Genomic DNA, 17,233 nt, shown 5'->3' on the forward strand with positions numbered 1-17,233 from the left:
CGAAGCAGACCATGCAACGCCCCCAGCGCAAACCGTTGCTGAGCATGGCGGCGGAGATTTCCGGCTCGACCTATCTCTTCATTGCCGTCTGCGCCTTCCTGCTCTTCATCGCGGCGTGGTTCCTGGCGACCGGACTTGGCGTGGCGAAGCCGATCTTCCTGCCCTCGCCCGCCGCCGTCGTTGCCAAGCTTGGAAAGCTGGCCGCCGATGGAACGCTGGCCAGCGATGTCGGCAACAGCGTCTACCGCATCATGATCGGCTTCCTCATTGCCTCGGTGATGGCGCTGGCGACGGCCATCCTGATCGGCGCCTACCGCTTCTGGGAGGCGGCGATCGAACCGTTCCTCGACTTTGTCCGCTACATGCCGGTCGTGGCGTTCGTGCCGCTGACCATCCTGTGGAGCGGCACCGGCGACATCCAGAAGTTCCTGATCATCTGGATCGGCACCTATTTCCAGCAGGCGCTGATGTTCAAGGACAACATCAAGCGCGTTCCCACAGACTTCATCGGCTTCGGGCGGACACTGGGAATGAGCGATCTGCGTGTGCTGATGCGCATTGTCGTGCCCTCGGCGATGCCGCAGATCTGGGACACGCTGCGCATTTCGCTGGGCTGGGCATGGACCTGGGTAACGCTGGCCGAACTGGTCGCCGCCAATTCGGGGCTCGGCTACCGGATCACGGTTGCCCAGCGCTACCTGCAGACCGACATGGCGATCGGATACATTCTGGTGCTCGGCATACTGGGCCTGGCGACGGACCAGATCATGCGTTTCCTCGGTCGGCATTTCTTCAAATATGAGAGGAAGTCCTGACATGCAGGCGCATCCCAAGCTGAAGATCTCGCATCTGCAAAAGTCGTTCACGAACGGACGTTCGACGATCAAGGTGCTTGACGACATCAACCTCGAAGTCGGTGACAACGAGTTCGTTTCGCTGGTCGGCGCGTCGGGTTGCGGCAAGAGCACGCTGCTGTCGATCATCGCCGGCCTGCAGGACTATGAACAAGGCGAGATGCTGGTCGACGGCAGCCCGATCAACGGGCCGGGCCGCGACCGTGGCGTCGTCTTCCAGTCCTACACCTTGCTGCCATGGCTGACGGCACTGCAGAATGTCGAGTTCGCGCTGCGCGAGACTGGGCATGATGCCAAGGACATCCCCGAGGTGGCGCGCCAGCATCTCGACCTGGTGAAGCTTTCGCGCTTTGCCGACAGCTTTCCGAGCCAGCTTTCCGGCGGCATGAAGCAAAGGGTCGCCATTGCGCGCGCCCTCTCCTACCGGCCGAAGATGCTTCTGATGGACGAGCCTTTCGGCGCGCTCGACGCGCTCACCCGTGGCCAGATGCAGGAATTGCTGATGCAGATCTGGCAGGAGCATCGCCTGACCGTGATCTTCGTCACCCACGATGTCGAGGAGGCCGTCTATCTGTCCGATCGCATCTTCGTCATGGGCCTCAACCCTGGTCGCATCAAGGAGTGCATCACTGTGCCTTCCGTCAGGCCGAGACCGACCGGTATTCAGCATGACCGCGACGTCCTCGAACTTCAGGCGCAAGTGCTCAAATCCATTCGCGAAGAGACCCGCCGCGCCGAGTTCGATTGAACGTCATGCTACACGGGTTGCCGCGCAACGATTGAGGCGTCTACTATGCGCCGATAAATTGCCGGCTTCGGCGTCCCGCCATGCCCGGCCCGATCGGATTGTCTGCGGCTGTTGCCGTTAGGGTAGATTTCAGAACGAATGAAGTAGCGCCCCCGCCAATGGCCGACAGAACACAATTCGGGTTGAGCGCGGTCGACACCGTACCCCTGCATGAGAAGGTCTATCTGGAGCTTGTGCGGGCCCTGATGTCCGGTCAGTTCACGCCCGGGCAGAAGCTGACCTCGCGCAAGCTCGCCAAGGAACTCGGCACCAGCGACATGCCGGTGCGCAGCGCTTTCATGCGGCTGCAGGCGCTGCGGGCGCTGAGCCCGATGCCGAACGGCAGCGTCGAGGTGCCGGTGATCTCCGCCGACCGGTTCTCGCAGTTGACCGCCGTGCGCACAATCCTCGAAGGCTCTGCGACGGAGCTCGCGACAAAGCTTATCAACGGCAACAATCTGAGGACGATCCGCCGCCATTGCACGGAATTGACCCTGGCGGCGCGCAAGGGCGATATCGGTGACTATCTCAGGAAGAACTACGCTTTCAAATTCTCGATCTATCGTCATTGCGGCAACGAGCAGCTGATCTTCCTGGTCGAGACCGTGTGGATGCAGGTCGGCCCCTTCCTCAGGAATCTCGCCATGGGGTTCGAGGACGATCTCTCCCTGATCCTCGACATCGACTATCACGAGGAAGTCGTCGCGGCGATCGAAGCCCAGGACGCGGCGCGCGCCCGCACGGCCATCGTGCGCGACATCGACGAAGGCGCCGCGCACATCCTGCGGCAGGCCAGATTTCCGGACGTGAGAAGCTAGGATTGGGATCTGCGGCTACGTTCCTTCAGCGGACCGTCGCGGATCTTGGAGATTGGCTGAAGCCTCCCAACTTCGTCATCCTATGGCGGAGCAAGGAGCGCAGCGACGCGGCGCAGACCATAGGATCCATTCCGTGACCTTTGCCGAAGGGCGCAGCGGAGCAGAATTCTGAACCGTGGCAGCGCTCAGAAGTCCCGGCATGGATCCTCGGGTCTGCGCTGCGTCGCTACGCTCCTTGCTCCGCCCGTGGATGACGAAGCGGTGGATGTTTACGCCAATCGCTAGGAGGCAACGCGATCAATCAAAAGCCCCTTGGCTTTCCACCCTCTTGCCTCTATGTTGCGATCGCAGATCGCGCAATTGGTTTTGAAATGCCTCCCGACATCCCAGCTAGTGAATTGAAAAAATAAGGAAAAATACTCGGCAGCGGCCGGATATTTTTTCCGAAAACTCACAAGCATTTTTACCAGGGATAGCGCAGCCGGCACGGCTTGGGGCACCTTCGAAAACCAGAGGTTTTAAATTGAGCGATGCAATTGCGGACGTTCTGAGCTGGCTTGAAAGCAGAAACGACATCCAGAGCCTGAGGGCGGCGGTGTGCGACCTCAACGGCGTCATGCGGGGAAAACGCATACCCGTCGAGCAGGCCCGCAAGGCGCTGGAAGGCAAGCTGCGCATGCCCTACTCGCTGATCGGGCTCGACATCTGGGGCGAAGATATCGAAGGCAACACACTGGTTTTCTCGACCGGCGATGCCGACGGCCTTTGCCAATGGACGGGACGCGGCATCCTGCCAGTGGATTGGACCGCGCATCCGACGGCGCTTGTCCCGCTCTGGCTCGCCGACGAGAGCGGCGCGCCCTATCTCGGTGATCCCCGGCGAGCGCTGGCCCGTATCCTCGACCGCTACAAGGCGCTTGGCCTGACCCCGGTCGCGGCGACGGAACTTGAATTCTATCTGGTCGATCCGCAGTCGCAGCGGCCGGTCGGACCTGTCTCGCCGGTCACCGGACGGCGTCTCGATTCCGATGCGGCATTGTCGATCGACGAGATCGACGACTTCGAAGCCTTCATCCACGACGTCTACGAGGCCTGCCGGGCGCAAGGCATTCCCGTCGACACGGCGATTGCTGAAAACGGCGTCGGCCAGTTCGAGATCAACCTCAACCATGTCGCCGATGCCTTGCGGGCCGCCGACGACGCCGTGCTGTTCAAGCGCACGGTGAAGGGCATTGCCCGCAAGCACGGCTTTGCCGCTTGCTTCATGGCAAAACCCTATGGCGATCGGGCCGGCAACGGCTTTCACGTCCATTTCAGCCTGGTCGACGCCGAAGGCCTCAACGTGTTCGACGACGGCACCGATCAGGGTTCCGACACCATGCGCCACGCGGTCGGCGGGCTGCTGGCGGCGATGGCCGAGAGCACTTTGGTGTTCGCGCCGCACTTCAATTCCTATCGCAGGCTTCGCCCACGCTCTTATGCACCGACCGCGGTCGCCTGGGGCTACGAGAACCGCATGGTCGCGATCCGCATTCCCGGCGGCCCGACCGGGGCGCGCCGCATCGAGCATCGCGTGTCGGGAGCGGACGCCAATCCCTATCTGGTGCTTGCCGCGATATTGGGCGCGGCCCTGATCGGCATCGAAAGACAGATGTCGCCGGGCGAGCCGACCGGGAACGACGGACAAGGCGCAGCACCAGCCAAGCTGCCGCCGGACTGGGCCTCCGCGATCGCCACCTTCGAAAGCGGAACGCATGTGGCGGAAATCTTCCCGTCGATCCTGCGCGACTCCTTCGTCGCGTGCAAACGCCAGGAGTTGAACACCTTTGCCCTCAATGTCAGCGACTTCGAGATCGAGACCTATCTCGAAAGCGTTTAGACGCAACTGACCATCGGCATCGGCGCGGACGACCCTTCGAGCGGCAGTGTGACGCAAGGGGCTTGCGGCGCAGGTGCCAATCGGGCATAAAACATGATTATTTTTCTCATGTATTATACCCGGAGACAGACAGGACTTGACCTTCGTTGCGCGCATGGAAAGCCGGATCGAGGGCTTTTCCGTTATCGGCGACCTGAAATGGCACCTTTGGGACGGCGCGGTTGCCGACCTCTGGGATGTCGCGTGCGCTGACCGGGCCGAGGGTTACTATGTCTCTCCCGATCCCCGGCTGTTTGTCGCGCTCGACGTGGATGGCGACGGCGCCTTCTTCGTCGAAGGGGCCAAGGGCGAACTATCCCGCCACGATAGGGCCCTCTCCATGGCCTATATTCCAGCCGGCGTACCGATCCGTGGCCGGGTCGAGGGCTTGCGCCGCATCAGGCATCTCGATCTGCATTTCGACGTGGCGACGCTGACGCGCCGCTTCGGCCGCAGCCTCGACCGCGAAGCCTTGCAGATGTCGCGCTTCCAGTTCCGCGATGAGCGGATCGCGATGCTGGCCGGGCTGATCGCCGCCGAATGCGGCAGCGAGCAGCCTCTGCACGATCTCTATGGCGAGGGCCTGCTCAATGCGTTGTTCGCGAGCCTGTTCCAGATCGATCCGCCAGGTGCCGTCAGGCGTCGCTCGCCGCTGTCGCGCCGCAAGCTGCGCCTCGTCACCGACTACATCGACGCGCACTGCCTGGACAGGATCCGGCTCGCCGATCTCGCCGCGTTGACCGGCTTGTCCGAAACCGCGATGAGCCATGCCTTCAAGGCGGCAACGGGCGTGCCGCCGCACCGCTGGCAGATGCGGGCGCGGGTCGACAGGGCCAAGGCGATGATGGCACGTGACGCCGCCTCGCTTGCCGATATCGCCGAGGCGACCGGCTTCTTCGACCAGGCGCATCTGACGCGTGTGTTCAAGGCGGTTGTCGGGGTGACGCCCGGCATCTGGATGAAGAGCGCCGACAAGCAGTGACGTTTCCGCTTTCACGGAATCGAGCACCGATTCCTACAAGCGCGAACACGGCTGGGCTAGTGTGATCAAGCTGGCGCGCAGCGATCGGTCATGTCCCGGCAAACGCGATACGGTCGGCAGGCCCCGGGCGTCCTGCGCACTGAAACCCAACCATGTCAGGCAGGCTCGCGCCAGGGCCGCATTGCTGTCGATGATGACCAATCCACCGACATCGTTGAGGCTGGCGGCCACCACCGACAGTTCGGTGCAGCCGAGAAGAGCGGCATCGGCGCCAGTGGCTTGCGCTATATCAAGCGCGCGCTCGGTCTCGATCGCGGCATCCGCGATCGAACCGGCCTTGACCAGGCTGATCGCGCTGTCGACGCGCTCCTGAAACTCCGGGTTTGCGGGGAGGCAGAGCTCAAATCCCGCCGCTGACATCCTGTCCTGGTAGAAGCCCGAGACCAGCGTGCCTTGGGTGGCGAGAATCGCAACCCGGCCCCGGTCCAGGCTACGACGCGTTTGCGCCACCACCGCGGCGCCTATATGGATGATCTCCGCCTGCGAATTCGCCGTCAGTTGGTCGTACCAATGATGGGCGGTGTTGCACGGCATCGCGATGCAGGCAACGCCGAGCGCATTGAGCGTCGAGACCGCGGCTTTCAGAGGCGCCAGCGGTCCGTCATGGTTGCCGAGGATCGCTTCGGTCCTGTCGGGCAGTTGCGGTACGCTGAGGATGACGGCAGGCACATGTTCGCTGTCCCTGAGCGCCTGGGTCATCCGGGTCAGCTTGAAGTAGAAGTCAGCCGAAGCAAGCGGCCCGAGACCGCCGATAATGCCGAGCTGGGGACGGATACTGTCGTCGATCATCGGACGGGCTCTGCTTCGAGCTGTTCCGAGGCGGTTTCGACAGGCTGCGTCACCTCCATTTCCCTGTGGCTGGGAGCGATCATCGCCGTGCTCGCCGCGACAGTGCAAACGCTGGCCAGTGTCATGAACGTATCCACCGCCGCATCCACAGCGACGAACAGGGCGAACGCCGCTTCGAAGGGAAGCTTCAGGTAGCCGCAAACGATGGACATCTGGGACAGGATGAGCAGGCTGCCCATGCCGCCGGTCGTGAGCGCGAGAAGCGCGGAGGCGACGCCGACGAGCACGAGGTCCGGCACGCCGAGCGGATGGCCGTAGAGCTGAGCGATGAACAGGGTACCCGAGGTGTAGAGCAGCGCCGGGCCGACGCGCAGCAATGCCGCCTGCAGCGGCACGAGCAGTTCGACGACCACCAGGTTGAACCGCAGCCGTTCGGTCAACAGATTGATGACCCACGGCAGCGAGGCGACCGTGGAACGCGTGGTGATGGCTACCATGAGAAGTGGCTGGCAGGTCTTGATCGTGGTCCAGTAGCTTCGTCGTGAGCGGATGGCGATGACGGCAAATGCGCCGGCGAGGAATACGAGGCAGGAAAGCCCCATAACCAGCAGGTAACCGCCCATCAGCATGAGCGGCTTGGTTCCGGTCGACGCGGTCTGGTCCGCGATCAGGATGAAGGTTGCAAAGGGCAGCCCCCAGATGAACCAGTTGGTGAGGACCGTACAGGCCCGGTAGACCGCGTTGAGCGCCTGAGTCAGGCTCATGGACGAGGGCTGCGGGATCTTCCCCATCGCGAGCCCGAAGAGCAGGCAGAACAGCAGGACCTGGATGGTCTGGCCCGAGGCCAGCGCGTTGAAGACGTTGTTCGGCACCAGATCGAGCAGGATCGAATGCCCGCCGTCGGCACCCTCATTGGATGGCGGCTGGAACGGGAAGGCGAGATCGGTGGAAACGCTGCCCTGCGAATTGATGAACTCGCCAAGCTCGATGCGCGACTGAGGGTTCTCGATCTGGCCCGGCTGCAGGATCAGCGACAAGGTGCCGCTCACCAGAACGCCCAGGAACGACACGACCAGGACGGCCATGCCCACCTTGCCCAGGTAACGGACCGATTTGGGATCCTGGACCATCGCCGTGATGGAGAAGATGACCGACGAGACCAAATAGGGCAGGACGACCATCTTGAGGAAATTCAGGTAGATTTGTGCGGCAGGGCTGATCGCGTGGGCAAAGGCCGGATAGTAGAGACCGCATAGGATCCCTGCCCCGATCATCGCGAGCGTCGTCACGGGCGAGCGCAATATGCGCCTTGCCGCGAGGCGCCAATCGAAAGGCGTGGGTCCGGCTACGTCGGAGATGGCCATGTCAGGCTTTGCTCCCCAGGCGATAGCGGGCGATGATCTCGTCCGTGTTGAGAACCTGCTGACCCCGGGCGAGATCGAGATAAAGGTCGACAAAGGCCGCGAGATGCGGATTGTCCGGCCGCACGCCGACGGCGATGGTGTCGACCTTGTCCGTCAGCGTGATCGAGCGCGCAACGACCGTCATCGAAGGATCGTCGACCATCAGCTTCTTGATCTCGAAATCGTCGCGATAGGCTATGTCGATCGTCCCGTTGCGGATCGCATCGATGATCAAATCCCAGCTGGCGAAGCGGCGGATCTTTGCGTGCGGGAAGGTTGTCGGCGCATAGGTGGCGAATGAGGAGCCCTCGATCACGCCGAGATCGCCCGGGAAGTCGCGGATGATCTGCTCGGGCGGCTTGCCTTGCGCCATGCGCGCCAGGTTGAGACGGTTGGCAATCAGCCCCTGGCGCAGCATGGCATAGGGCCGGGAATAGACGATCGACCGACCGCGCTGGAGCGTCCGGCTGAGTTTGCCGATCGCCAGGTCCGCCTGACCTGAACTCACCAGGTTCACCATGGCGTCGAACGTTGCAGCGGACCGGTCGAACACCGGCTCCACGCCAAGCTGCGCGGCGATGCCGTTGGCCAGTTCCATGTCTATGCCATTGTCGCCCTGCCCGTCGGCCGGGAAGAATGGATTGGAGGCGAAGGCCGGCATCGCGATACGCAACGGATCGCCGCTCGCGACGGGCTTTGGGGCGTTCTGCGCCTGGGTGCCGGCCGCCTGAGCCTGCGAGATCAGCAACCCACCGCTTCCGGCCATAAGCAGCGTACGACGCGTAACCGACATGCACATTCTCAATTCGTGCAGGAGAGCAAGACAAACAAGTCTTCCCGGCTCGCAGTATGCACGCGGAGGTTAAGTAAGCGTGTATTTTATATTGTTATCTTTCTATATAGTGGCCAAGGTATCGCAACATCGCGCGATATAAGCACTTCCTGATGTATAAAGATCGCGAAGTGGGCGCGTCATTGCACGTTTGAGGGCAGTCACGGACTGACGCGCCGGTTCAAGTCGTCGGTTGGACCAACGCCCCGCGCATGGGTGAGGAGCAGCGGTCACCAGTGACATTTCCGCAACATGACGCCGCGATGTCCCTCGTTTGGACAAGAATGGACAAGCCGCCCAAATCCGTCCAATGACCCATCTATAAGTTGAGGTAAATGATCAAGTATCTCAACGACGACAGGCGGGGCTTTCCTGATGAGCAGACTTTACCGGATGAAGGCGCTTCTGGCGGGCGGCGTCGCTGCCGTCGCGATGATCCCGCCGATGGCCGCTTTCGCGCAAACGGCGCCTGCCAGCACCCAGCTTGAACCGGTAGTGGTCGAGGGCGAGGCCGGCGGCAGCGCCACCGGCCCAGTCAACGGCGTCGTCGCCAAGAAGACCCGCACCGGCTCCAAGACTGCGACCGACATCAAGGAGATCCCGCAATCCGTCTCGGTGGTCGGCCGGCAGGAGATCGACGACCAGGGCGCGCAGAAGGCGGATGAGGCCCTGCGCTACACAGCCGGCGTCTTCGCCCAGCCGTTTGGTCCCGACAGCGATACCAACTGGCTCTTCATTCGCGGTTTCCAGGCGACGGCGACCGGCACCTACATGGATGGCCTGCAGCTGTTCAGCTACGGTTTTGGCGGCTTCTACGTCGACAGCTTCGGGCTCGAGCGCATCGAGGTGCTGAAAGGCCCGGCCTCGGTGCTCTATGGCGGCAGCAATCCCGGCGGTCTGGTCAACTATGTCAGCAAGCGACCGGAGTTCGAACGCAAGCGCTATGTCGAAACCGGCGTCAACGATGCCGGCAATGTCTATCTCGGCTTCGACATTGGCGACGTGGCCAACAACGGCACGGTCAGCTACCGTATCAATGGCAAGGTCGCCGGCGGCGATACCTACAGCGACCTGCAGAATGGCTGGCGCGGCTTCATCTCTCCCAGCATCACCTGGAAGCCGGACGAAGCCACCACGCTGACCATCCTGGCCAACTACAGCCACATCGACGAGAACCATAATGGCGGCAGCTTCCTGCCCTATGACGGCACGGTGACGGACCACATTGTCGGCGGCGTGAATTACGGCCGCATCGACCCCAACGCGAATTTCACCGAGCCGAGCATCGATCTCTACAAGCGCGAACAGGGATCGATCGGCTACGAGTTCGAGCATGATTTCGACAATGAGTGGACGGTGCGCTCAAACGCCCGCTTCACCGCCGCCAATATCAACGAGGTCAGCGTCTACCCGAACGGCTGGTCAACCATCGGAGGGCCTACCGATCTCGCCCGCATCAATTTCGACCACGACACCACGGCAAAGACCTTCCTTCTCGACAACCAGATCGAAGGCAAGGTGACGACGGGTCCGATCGAACATACGATCCTCGCCGGCCTGGATTTCAAATATTACAATATCGACCAGGTCCAGTCGTCCGGCCTCTATGATGAGAACTATGACAACCCCATCGACGCGTTCCATCCGGTCTACGGCTCGCCGCTGACGCCGCGCGTCAGCTATCTCAACCAGAACCTGACCCAGAAGCAGCTTGGCTTCTATGCGCAGGACCAGTTACGCTTCGGCGATGGCTGGCTGGTGACATTGAATGGCCGTTATGACCGGGGCTGGCTCGACGCCGACAATCGTCCCACCTACTACTCGGCAAGTTCCAGCACGCAGACGAGCACGGTCGGCGATTTCTCCGGCCGCGCCGGTATCGCCTATGAATTCGCCAACGGCGTAACCCCGTATGCCAGCATCGCCACCTTCTTCAACCCGATCATCGGCACCGACGCGCTGGGCAATCTGTTCAAGCCGGAGGAAGGCACGCAGTATGAAGTCGGCGTGAAGTATGTGCCGACCTTTATCGATGGATTGTTCACCCTGTCGTTGTTTGACCTCACTCGCCAGAACGTGCCCTCGAACGTAACTCTCTTCACGCAGATGCAGACCGGCGAAGTGCGTTCGCGTGGCATCGAACTTGAGGGCAAGGTAAACATCACCGACGATTTCCGGGTGACCGGCGCCTTCACCGCCTATGACATCAAGATCACCAAGGACGATGACTACAATCACAGGGTAAATGGCGGGATTTCGGTGATCGGCAAGACGCCCTTCATCGTGCCGGAAGTGATGGCCTCGGCCTCCGCCGATTATACATTTCGCGGGGACTGGTACGACGGCATCTCGATTGGAGGCGGTCTTCGCTATATCGGCTCCTCGTGGGCCGACAATGAGAACACGGCGAAGGTGCCGGCCGTGACACTGGCCGACCTGAAGCTCGGCTATGAGAAGGATAATTGGGGGGTCGATCTCAACGTCACCAACCTCTTCGACAAGACCTATGTTTCCAGTTGCCAGACGACGCTGACCTGCTCCTACGGCGAAGGCCGCTCGTTCAAGCTGAAGGTGCACACGACGTGGTAGCCGCGACTTGCCAACCCCGCCGGCGATGATCCATCTGCCCAACAGACGGCAGGTGCTTGCGCTGGCGGCCGCCGCCTTGCTGCCGCCGGCCACCGCCAAGGCAGCGGCGACACGCATTGCCGCGATCGACTGGGGCATGCTTGAGACGTTGCTGGCGCTCGGCGTCGAACCGGTGGCGGCGACGGAGTTGATCCAGTTCCGCAAGATCGCGGTCGAGCCGGCCGTCCCTCAATCGGTAACCGACGCCGGGCTGCGTGGCGCCCCCAATTACGAACTGCTGCGCATCATCGCCCCGGATCTGATCGTCATCTCCAATTTCTACGAATACCAGCGCCCGATGCTCGAACGCATCGCACCTGTGTTCGCGCAACCGGTCTACGAGGCCGGCGTACCACCGTACGCGCTCGCCGAGGCAGCGACGCTGGCCCTCGGCGAGAGGCTCGGCCGGCAGGCGCAGGCCAAGCGTTGCGTGGACGAGGCATCAGCCGAAATCGCCAGACTTCGCGCCACCTTGCCGCCATCGTCCGGGCAGCCGGTCTTCGTCATCAGCCTGGGCGATAGCAGGCATTTTCGCGCCTTCGGCCGCGACGCCATGTTCGGTGATGTGCTGTCCCGTCTCGGCATCGAAAATGCGTGGACCGACGAGACGAGCTACAGCGCGGCCGCACCCGTCGGCCTGGAAGCGCTGGCCCGCGTGCCCGAAGCGTCGATCCTGATCGTCTCGCCACTGCCCGCGGATGTCGGGCGCGCGCTTCCAACGAACGCCTTGTGGAACGCTCTGCCGGCAGTGCGCCAGAGCCGCGTCGCGGTGCTGGAACCGATCAATCATTTCGGCTGCCTGCCGTCGGCACGCCGCTTCGCGCGCCTCGCGACGGCAGCGCTTGCGGGGCATGCTTCATGACCGACCGCGCCGCGACCCGTTACGCGGGGGCCGGCCGTGCCCCGTCGCCCCTGGCCGTGTGGGGTGCCCTGGCGGCGGCGGCCGCTTTCCTGTTCGCATGGCGGGTTGGGATGCAGTGGCTTGCAATGCCGCCGGCGGAGGGTGCCGACCTCGATCGCATCATCCTCCTCTACAGCACGTTGCCGCGCGCCGTGGTAGCGGTGGTGGCGGGCGCGGTGCTCGGCCTGTCCGGCCTCCTCCTGCAACATGTGCTGCGCAACCCGCTGGCCGAGCCGTCGACGCTCGGCATTTCGGCCGGTGCGCAACTGGCCATGACAACAGCCTCGCTCTACGCGCCCTTGCTGATCGGGTGGTCGCAGGGTTTGGTCGCGTTTGCCGGTGGCACCGCGGCTGTGCTGCTCGTGCTGGCATTGACCTGGCGGCGCGGGCTCGAGCCGGTATCCGTCGTACTGGCCGGAATGATGGTGGCACTGACCGCCAGCTCGGTCAGTGCCGCCCTGATCCTCGCCAATGGCGAATACCTTTTCTCGCTGTTCATCTGGGGCGGCGGATCCCTGGTCCAGCAGGATTGGGGGCCGGCCGTCGCGCTGACGACAAGGCTGGCGGCCGGGGCCGTTGCGGCGCTGATGCTGCTGCGGCCGCTGACCATCCTCGGCCTCGACGACGCCTCGGCGCGTGGTCTGGGCGTTGCCCGTCATACCAGCCGCTTTCTCATCATCGCGCTTGCCGTTTGGATGGCGACGACCGTTACGGCCGAAGTCGGCGTCATCGGTTTCGTCGGCCTCGCCGCGCCCGCGCTCGCCGCACTTTCCGGCGCACGCACCTTGCGGCAAAAGTTGGTGGCCGCACCGCTGGTCGGCGCCGTCCTGCTGTGGCTGACGGATGGGCTGGTGCAGTTCGCCGCCGGTTCCGGTGGAGAGCGCATTCCGACCGGTGCGGGGACAGCGCTTCTGGGCGGTCCGCTGCTGTTGTGGCTGTTGCCGAGGCTGCGCATATTCGAATGGCCGCATCTTGGCCCAAGCGGCGCCGCACCGCGCAAAGCCAACCGACCATGGCTCGTCACCATGCTCTTGGCCGTGCTCACCCTTGTCGCCGTCGCGATGGCGCTCATCGTCGGGCGCGGCCCCACGGGCTGGTCATTCGCCAGCGGTGATTTGCTGGCCGATCTCACGGCCTGGCGCGCGCCACGCATCGGCGTGGCGGCTGCCTCCGGTGCCATGCTCGCCGCGGCGGGCGTCGTCATCCAGCGGGTCACCGGAAATCCGCTGGCGAGCCCGGAAGTGCTCGGCGTCGGCACCGGCGCCGGCGCCGGCCTGACAGCGGTGCTGATGGTCAGCGCCACGGCCGGGCTTGGCTGGCAGCTCGCCGGCTCGGCCCTGGGTTCGCTGGCGGCACTGATCGCCATGCTCGCGATCGCCGCGCGGGCGAAATTCGGCGCGGAACGATTGCTGCTCGCCGGCATCGCCATGAGCGCATTGTGCAGCGCCGTGATCACCGCGACGATCGCGATGGGCAACGCGCAGTCCTATATTCTGCTGCGCTGGCTGAGCGGCTCGACCGGCCAGGCGACCATGCTGGACGCATCGATTGCGCTGGCCTGCCTGTTGCCGCTGACGCTGCCGCTGTTTCTCGCGGCGCGCTGGCTCGACATCCTGCCGCTCGGGCCCGACACCGCGCGCGGCCTGGGCGTGCCGGTCGCCGGCGGACGGCTGATGCTGATCATCGCCGCTGCGCTGCTGACCGCGCTCTCGGCCATGATCGTCGGGCCGTTGAGCTTCGTCGGCCTGATCGCGCCGCACCTTGCCCGGCTCGTCGGCTTTTCGCGCGCACAGCTTCACCTCGCCGGCGCGATGCTTCTGGGCGCGTTGCTGATGATCGTCTCGGATTGGCTGTCGCGCATGGCGGCCTTTCCCTACGAACTGCCTGCCGGTCTGTTCGCCTCACTGCTCGGCGGCCCGTATCTTGTCTACCTGCTTGCCAGGGGCGTGCCGCGCCAAGGCTGACCGTCTCGAACTCCCGGGATCATTCGGCCTTCAGCACCGAGACCGCCGCCTCGCTGTTGTGGACATAGTCGTTGGCGTCCGGCTGCTTCTGCACCAACAGGATGAACAACAGGTCGGTCAGCGTCAGCTGCGCGTCGCGCGCGGTGATGGAGGAGGAGCGCGCTCGCTCCTCGTCGGCGATGGTGTAGAGGCGGATGTCGGCGACACGGCTCAGCGGATTGTCGTGCAGGCCGGTAACGGCGATCACCATCGCGCCGCGCTTGCGGGCAAGCTCGGCGATGCGCAAGGTTTCGATGCTGGCGCCGGAATAGGAAAGCGCGAACAGCACGTCGCCAGGCCCGAGCGTCGCGGCATTGGCCATCTGGATGTGGCTGTCGCTGTCGTGCAGCACATTGCGGCCGAGCTTCATCAGCTTGTAGGAGAAGTCGCGCGCCACCAGCGAGGAGGCGCCGACGCCGACCAGATGGATGCGGCGCGCGCCATCCAGCAGCTCCAGCGTGCGGGAAATGATGCGCTCGCTGTTGGTGGCGACGGTCTGCTGCATCGACAGCAGCTTGCTGCCGATCAGTTTCTTCAGGATGACCGGATAGGTGTCGCCGACCTCGATCGAACCATGGATGACACCGGCCGGCACCTGCCAGTCCTGCGCCTTGGCCTCGCTGACGGCGAGCTTGAGTTCCTGGTAGCTGGCATAGCCGAGTTTCTGGCTGAACTTGACGACACTCGACTGGCTGCGGCCGATCTCGGCCGCAAGGGCGGCCGTCGACAGGCGCAGCATCTGGTCGGGATTGTCGACGATGTACTGGCCGATCTCGCGATCACCTGGCGCCATGCCGTCGAGCTTCGCATTGATCGTCTTTAGAACGGACATGAACCCTCTGGAGCGTTTCGCTGCTCGGAGGAATAAAATATTCCAATTTCGATTGACAGCCAAGAATGCAGAATTAATTCTCGAACCGGACCGGCCAGGTTCGGAATCGGATGGACCTTCCGGAGAGACCGGACCCGCCGCCCGGCTTCGCCATACAAGGGTTCAGCCATGGACAGATTGCGGATCGTCGGCGGACGAAGACTGGAAGGCGCGGTCACCATATCCGGCGCCAAGAACGCCGCTCTGCCGCAGATCGCGGCGGCCCTGCTCAGTCCCTACCCGCTCGAACTGACCAACCTGCCCGATGTAACCGATGTCGAAAACATGCTCGGCGTGGTGCGGCTTCACGGCGCCGACGTGACACGGTCGGCCCACGCCGCGACGATCGATACGAGTGCTGCCGTTTCGAAGGAAACGTCGTATGACACGGTGCGCAAAATGCGCGCGACGGTGCTGGTTCTCGCACCGCTTCTGGCCCGTTTCGGCCATGCGCGGGTTTCGCTGCCTGGCGGCTGCGCGATCGGCGCGCGGCCGGTCGACATGCATGTCGCGGCGCTCGCGGCACTGGGCGCCAAGATCGCCATCGAGAACGGCCTGATCGTCGCCTCTACGCCGAACGGGCTTCTCGGCACGCGCATCGTGCTCAGCTCGCCATCGGTCGGGGCAACCGAAACCGCCATGATGGCGGCGACCACGGCCAAGGGCGAAACCGAGATCCTCAACGCGGCGCGCGAGCCGGAAGTGGCTGATCTCGCCGCTTGCCTCAACGCGATGGGCGCGCGCATCGAGGGCGCCGGCACGCACCGCATCCTGATCTCCGGCAGCACCAGATGGCACGCGGCCCGGCACGATATCATCCCGGACCGTATCGAGGCCGGCACCTATGCGATTGCCGCGGCGATCACCGGCGGCCAGCTTGAGCTCACCCATGCCCGGCTCGAACACATGGCTTCTGTCGTGCAATTGCTGGAGGCCACCGGTGTCAGCGTCTGGCCTGGAGATCGCGGACTGATCGTGTCTCGCGACCGGCCGCTCAAGGCCGCCGACCTCACGACGGAACCCTATCCGGGTTTTCCGACCGACCTGCAGGCGCAGTTCATGGCGCTGATGTGTTGCGCCGACGGCGCCTCGCTGCTGCGCGAGACCATCTTCGAGAACCGTTTCATGCATGTGCCCGAACTGATGCGGCTCGGCGCCAACATCAAGCTGCAAGGCACGATGGCTTTGGTTCGCGGCGGCGAGAAACTGCGTGGCGCGCAGGTGATGGCCACCGACCTGCGCGCCTCGGTGTCGCTGGTGCTGGCGGCGCTGGTCAGCGAGGGCGAAACGATCATCAACCGCGTCTATCACCTCGACCGCGGCTATGAGCAGCTGGACCGCAAGCTGCGTCTCTGCGGCGCCGACATCGAGCGGCTGAGCCCATGAGCGGCCCCGACTATTTTCTCGGCGTCGACGGCGGCGGCACCGGCTGCCGGGCTCGCATCGAGGATGCGGAAGGCAACGTGCTGGGACAAGGCCTGTCCGGGCCGGCGACGACGCGGCTCGGCATCGACGCGGCCTGGGCTTCCATTGCCAAGGCCTTTGGCGCGGCGATCGAGGAGACAGGATTCGGGCCGGCGGAGACCGCAAGGATTCGCGCCGGTATCGGCCTTGCCGGCATCGGCCGCAAGGGCGCGCTGGAAGCGTTGCGGGCGATCGCGCATCCCTTTGCCAGCATCGACTTCGTCAGCGATGGTGTCGGCGCCTGCCTGGGCGCGCATTCCGGCCAGGACGGCGCCATCGTCATTGCCGGGACGGGCTCGATCGGGCTCGGCTTTGTCGAGGGGCGCGACCTGCGTGTCGGTGGTTACGGCTTTCCGATCTCCGACGAAGGCAGCGGCGCCCATCTGGGACTGAAGGCCGTGCAGCTGGCGTTGCGCGCCCATGATGGCCGGCACGAGCGGACGGCGCTGTTGGCGGAGGTGATGCAGCGCTTCGAGGGGGATCCCACGGAAGCGGTCGCCTGGATGGACCGCGCCAGCGCCACGGATTACGCGGCCCTGGCGCCCATGGTGATGCGCCACGCCGACCAGGGCGATCCGGCCGGACGGCGCATCGTGCAAAGTGCCGCCGAGCAGATCGACACGCTGGTGCGGGTGCTGTTCGAGAAAGGCGCGCCGCGTATAACCCTGCTGGGCGGCCTCGCCAGCCCGCTCGAACCCTGGCTTGCGCCCGATGTCCGGCGCCGGCTGAAACCCGCCGACGGTGACGCCGTATCGGGCGCGGTCATCCTGGCCAAACGATCGCTCTGCGCACGGTAAACCTTGCGGGAGAAGGAATAAAATATTCCAAATATTTGTTGACGGTATGAATATCCAATTCTAAAAAGTTAACGAAGAAAACTGATCGGGCCGGATCGTCCGTGGGCGCTGGCGCCGATTGGATCC

Annotated in this window: 14 protein-coding genes; 10 read left to right on the forward strand and 4 right to left on the reverse strand. The window is 63.8% G+C overall.

From position 1 onward, the window contains the following. The first annotated feature begins 11 nt into the window (after positions 1 to 11). The 5 genes from MesoLj_RS29305 to MesoLj_RS29325 all read left to right on the forward strand — a co-directional run bounded on the left by MesoLj_RS29305 (position 12) and on the right by MesoLj_RS29325 (position 5,359). On the forward strand, positions 12 to 815 hold the full coding sequence (locus MesoLj_RS29305) for an ABC transporter permease (RefSeq protein WP_140769217.1): 804 nt from the start codon (positions 12 to 14) through the stop codon (positions 813 to 815). Position 816: 1 nt separating this feature from the next. Continuing rightward, positions 817 to 1,602, forward strand: a complete 786-nt coding sequence (locus tag MesoLj_RS29310; protein WP_244735192.1) for an ABC transporter ATP-binding protein — start codon at positions 817 to 819, stop codon at positions 1,600 to 1,602. Positions 1,603 to 1,760: 158 nt separating this feature from the next. Then, positions 1,761 to 2,459 (forward strand): GntR family transcriptional regulator, encoded by a 699-nt coding sequence (locus MesoLj_RS29315; RefSeq protein WP_202323463.1) that lies wholly within the window; start codon positions 1,761 to 1,763, stop codon positions 2,457 to 2,459. A 523-nt stretch (positions 2,460 to 2,982) separates the two neighbouring features. Then, a complete protein-coding gene (locus MesoLj_RS29320) occupies positions 2,983 to 4,338 on the forward strand; it encodes a glutamine synthetase family protein (protein ID WP_202323464.1) in 1,356 nt (451 codons plus the stop codon). 136 nt (positions 4,339 to 4,474) lie between these two features. Next, positions 4,475 to 5,359 carry a helix-turn-helix domain-containing protein gene (locus tag MesoLj_RS29325; protein ID WP_202323465.1) on the forward strand — a complete coding sequence of 295 codons (885 nt, stop codon included), beginning with the start codon at positions 4,475 to 4,477 and terminating at the stop codon, positions 5,357 to 5,359. Positions 5,360 to 5,392: 33 nt separating this feature from the next. Here MesoLj_RS29325 and MesoLj_RS29330 read toward each other — a convergent pair whose 3' ends face one another. The 3 genes from MesoLj_RS29330 to MesoLj_RS29340 form a co-directional block, all read right to left on the reverse strand. Next, on the reverse strand, positions 5,393 to 6,208 hold the full coding sequence (locus tag MesoLj_RS29330) for an aspartate/glutamate racemase family protein (protein WP_202323466.1): 816 nt from the start codon (positions 6,206 to 6,208) through the stop codon (positions 5,393 to 5,395). Beyond that, positions 6,205 to 7,497 (reverse strand): dicarboxylate/amino acid:cation symporter, encoded by a 1,293-nt coding sequence (locus tag MesoLj_RS29335; RefSeq protein ID WP_244735193.1) that lies wholly within the window; start codon positions 7,495 to 7,497, stop codon positions 6,205 to 6,207. Before MesoLj_RS29335 ends, MesoLj_RS29330 begins: the two co-directional genes overlap by 4 nt. Positions 7,498 to 7,573: 76 nt before the next feature. After that, the gene (locus tag MesoLj_RS29340) at positions 7,574 to 8,404 is read right to left on the reverse strand and encodes a substrate-binding periplasmic protein (protein WP_202323468.1); all 831 of its coding nucleotides are present in this window, start codon (positions 8,402 to 8,404) and stop codon (positions 7,574 to 7,576) included. Positions 8,405 to 8,818: 414 nt separating this feature from the next. On the opposite strand from MesoLj_RS29340, the gene MesoLj_RS29345 reads away from it, so the two are divergent. From MesoLj_RS29345 to fhuB, 3 genes are read left to right on the forward strand one after another with little or no spacing between them, the layout of a single operon-like run. Continuing rightward, complete coding sequence (locus MesoLj_RS29345; protein ID WP_244735194.1) at positions 8,819 to 11,032, forward strand: TonB-dependent siderophore receptor; 2,214 nt, start codon at positions 8,819 to 8,821, stop codon at positions 11,030 to 11,032. A 25-nt stretch (positions 11,033 to 11,057) separates the two neighbouring features. Next, positions 11,058 to 11,933 carry an ABC transporter substrate-binding protein gene (locus MesoLj_RS29350; RefSeq protein WP_202327517.1) on the forward strand — a complete coding sequence of 292 codons (876 nt, stop codon included), beginning with the start codon at positions 11,058 to 11,060 and terminating at the stop codon, positions 11,931 to 11,933. After that, positions 11,930 to 13,936 (forward strand): Fe(3+)-hydroxamate ABC transporter permease FhuB, encoded by a 2,007-nt coding sequence (fhuB, locus tag MesoLj_RS29355; RefSeq protein ID WP_202323469.1) that lies wholly within the window; start codon positions 11,930 to 11,932, stop codon positions 13,934 to 13,936. The genes MesoLj_RS29350 and fhuB overlap by 4 nt, the downstream gene beginning before the upstream one ends. A gap of 19 nt (positions 13,937 to 13,955) precedes the next feature. Here the strand turns inward: fhuB and MesoLj_RS29360 are convergent, their stop codons facing one another. Continuing rightward, positions 13,956 to 14,807, reverse strand: a complete 852-nt coding sequence (locus MesoLj_RS29360) for a MurR/RpiR family transcriptional regulator (RefSeq protein ID WP_202323470.1) — start codon at positions 14,805 to 14,807, stop codon at positions 13,956 to 13,958. Between the two features lie 168 nt (positions 14,808 to 14,975). On the opposite strand from MesoLj_RS29360, the gene murA reads away from it, so the two are divergent. Together murA and MesoLj_RS29370 are read left to right on the forward strand one after the other, a co-directional pair. Continuing rightward, on the forward strand, positions 14,976 to 16,232 hold the full coding sequence (gene murA, locus MesoLj_RS29365; protein WP_202323471.1) for a UDP-N-acetylglucosamine 1-carboxyvinyltransferase: 1,257 nt from the start codon (positions 14,976 to 14,978) through the stop codon (positions 16,230 to 16,232). Then, the gene (locus MesoLj_RS29370; protein ID WP_202323472.1) at positions 16,229 to 17,107 is read left to right on the forward strand and encodes an N-acetylglucosamine kinase; all 879 of its coding nucleotides are present in this window, start codon (positions 16,229 to 16,231) and stop codon (positions 17,105 to 17,107) included. The genes murA and MesoLj_RS29370 overlap by 4 nt, the downstream gene beginning before the upstream one ends. Positions 17,108 to 17,233: the final 126 nt, after the last annotated feature.

This window comes from Mesorhizobium sp. 113-3-9, assembly GCF_016756515.1.
Lineage (GTDB): Bacteria > Pseudomonadota > Alphaproteobacteria > Rhizobiales > Rhizobiaceae > Mesorhizobium.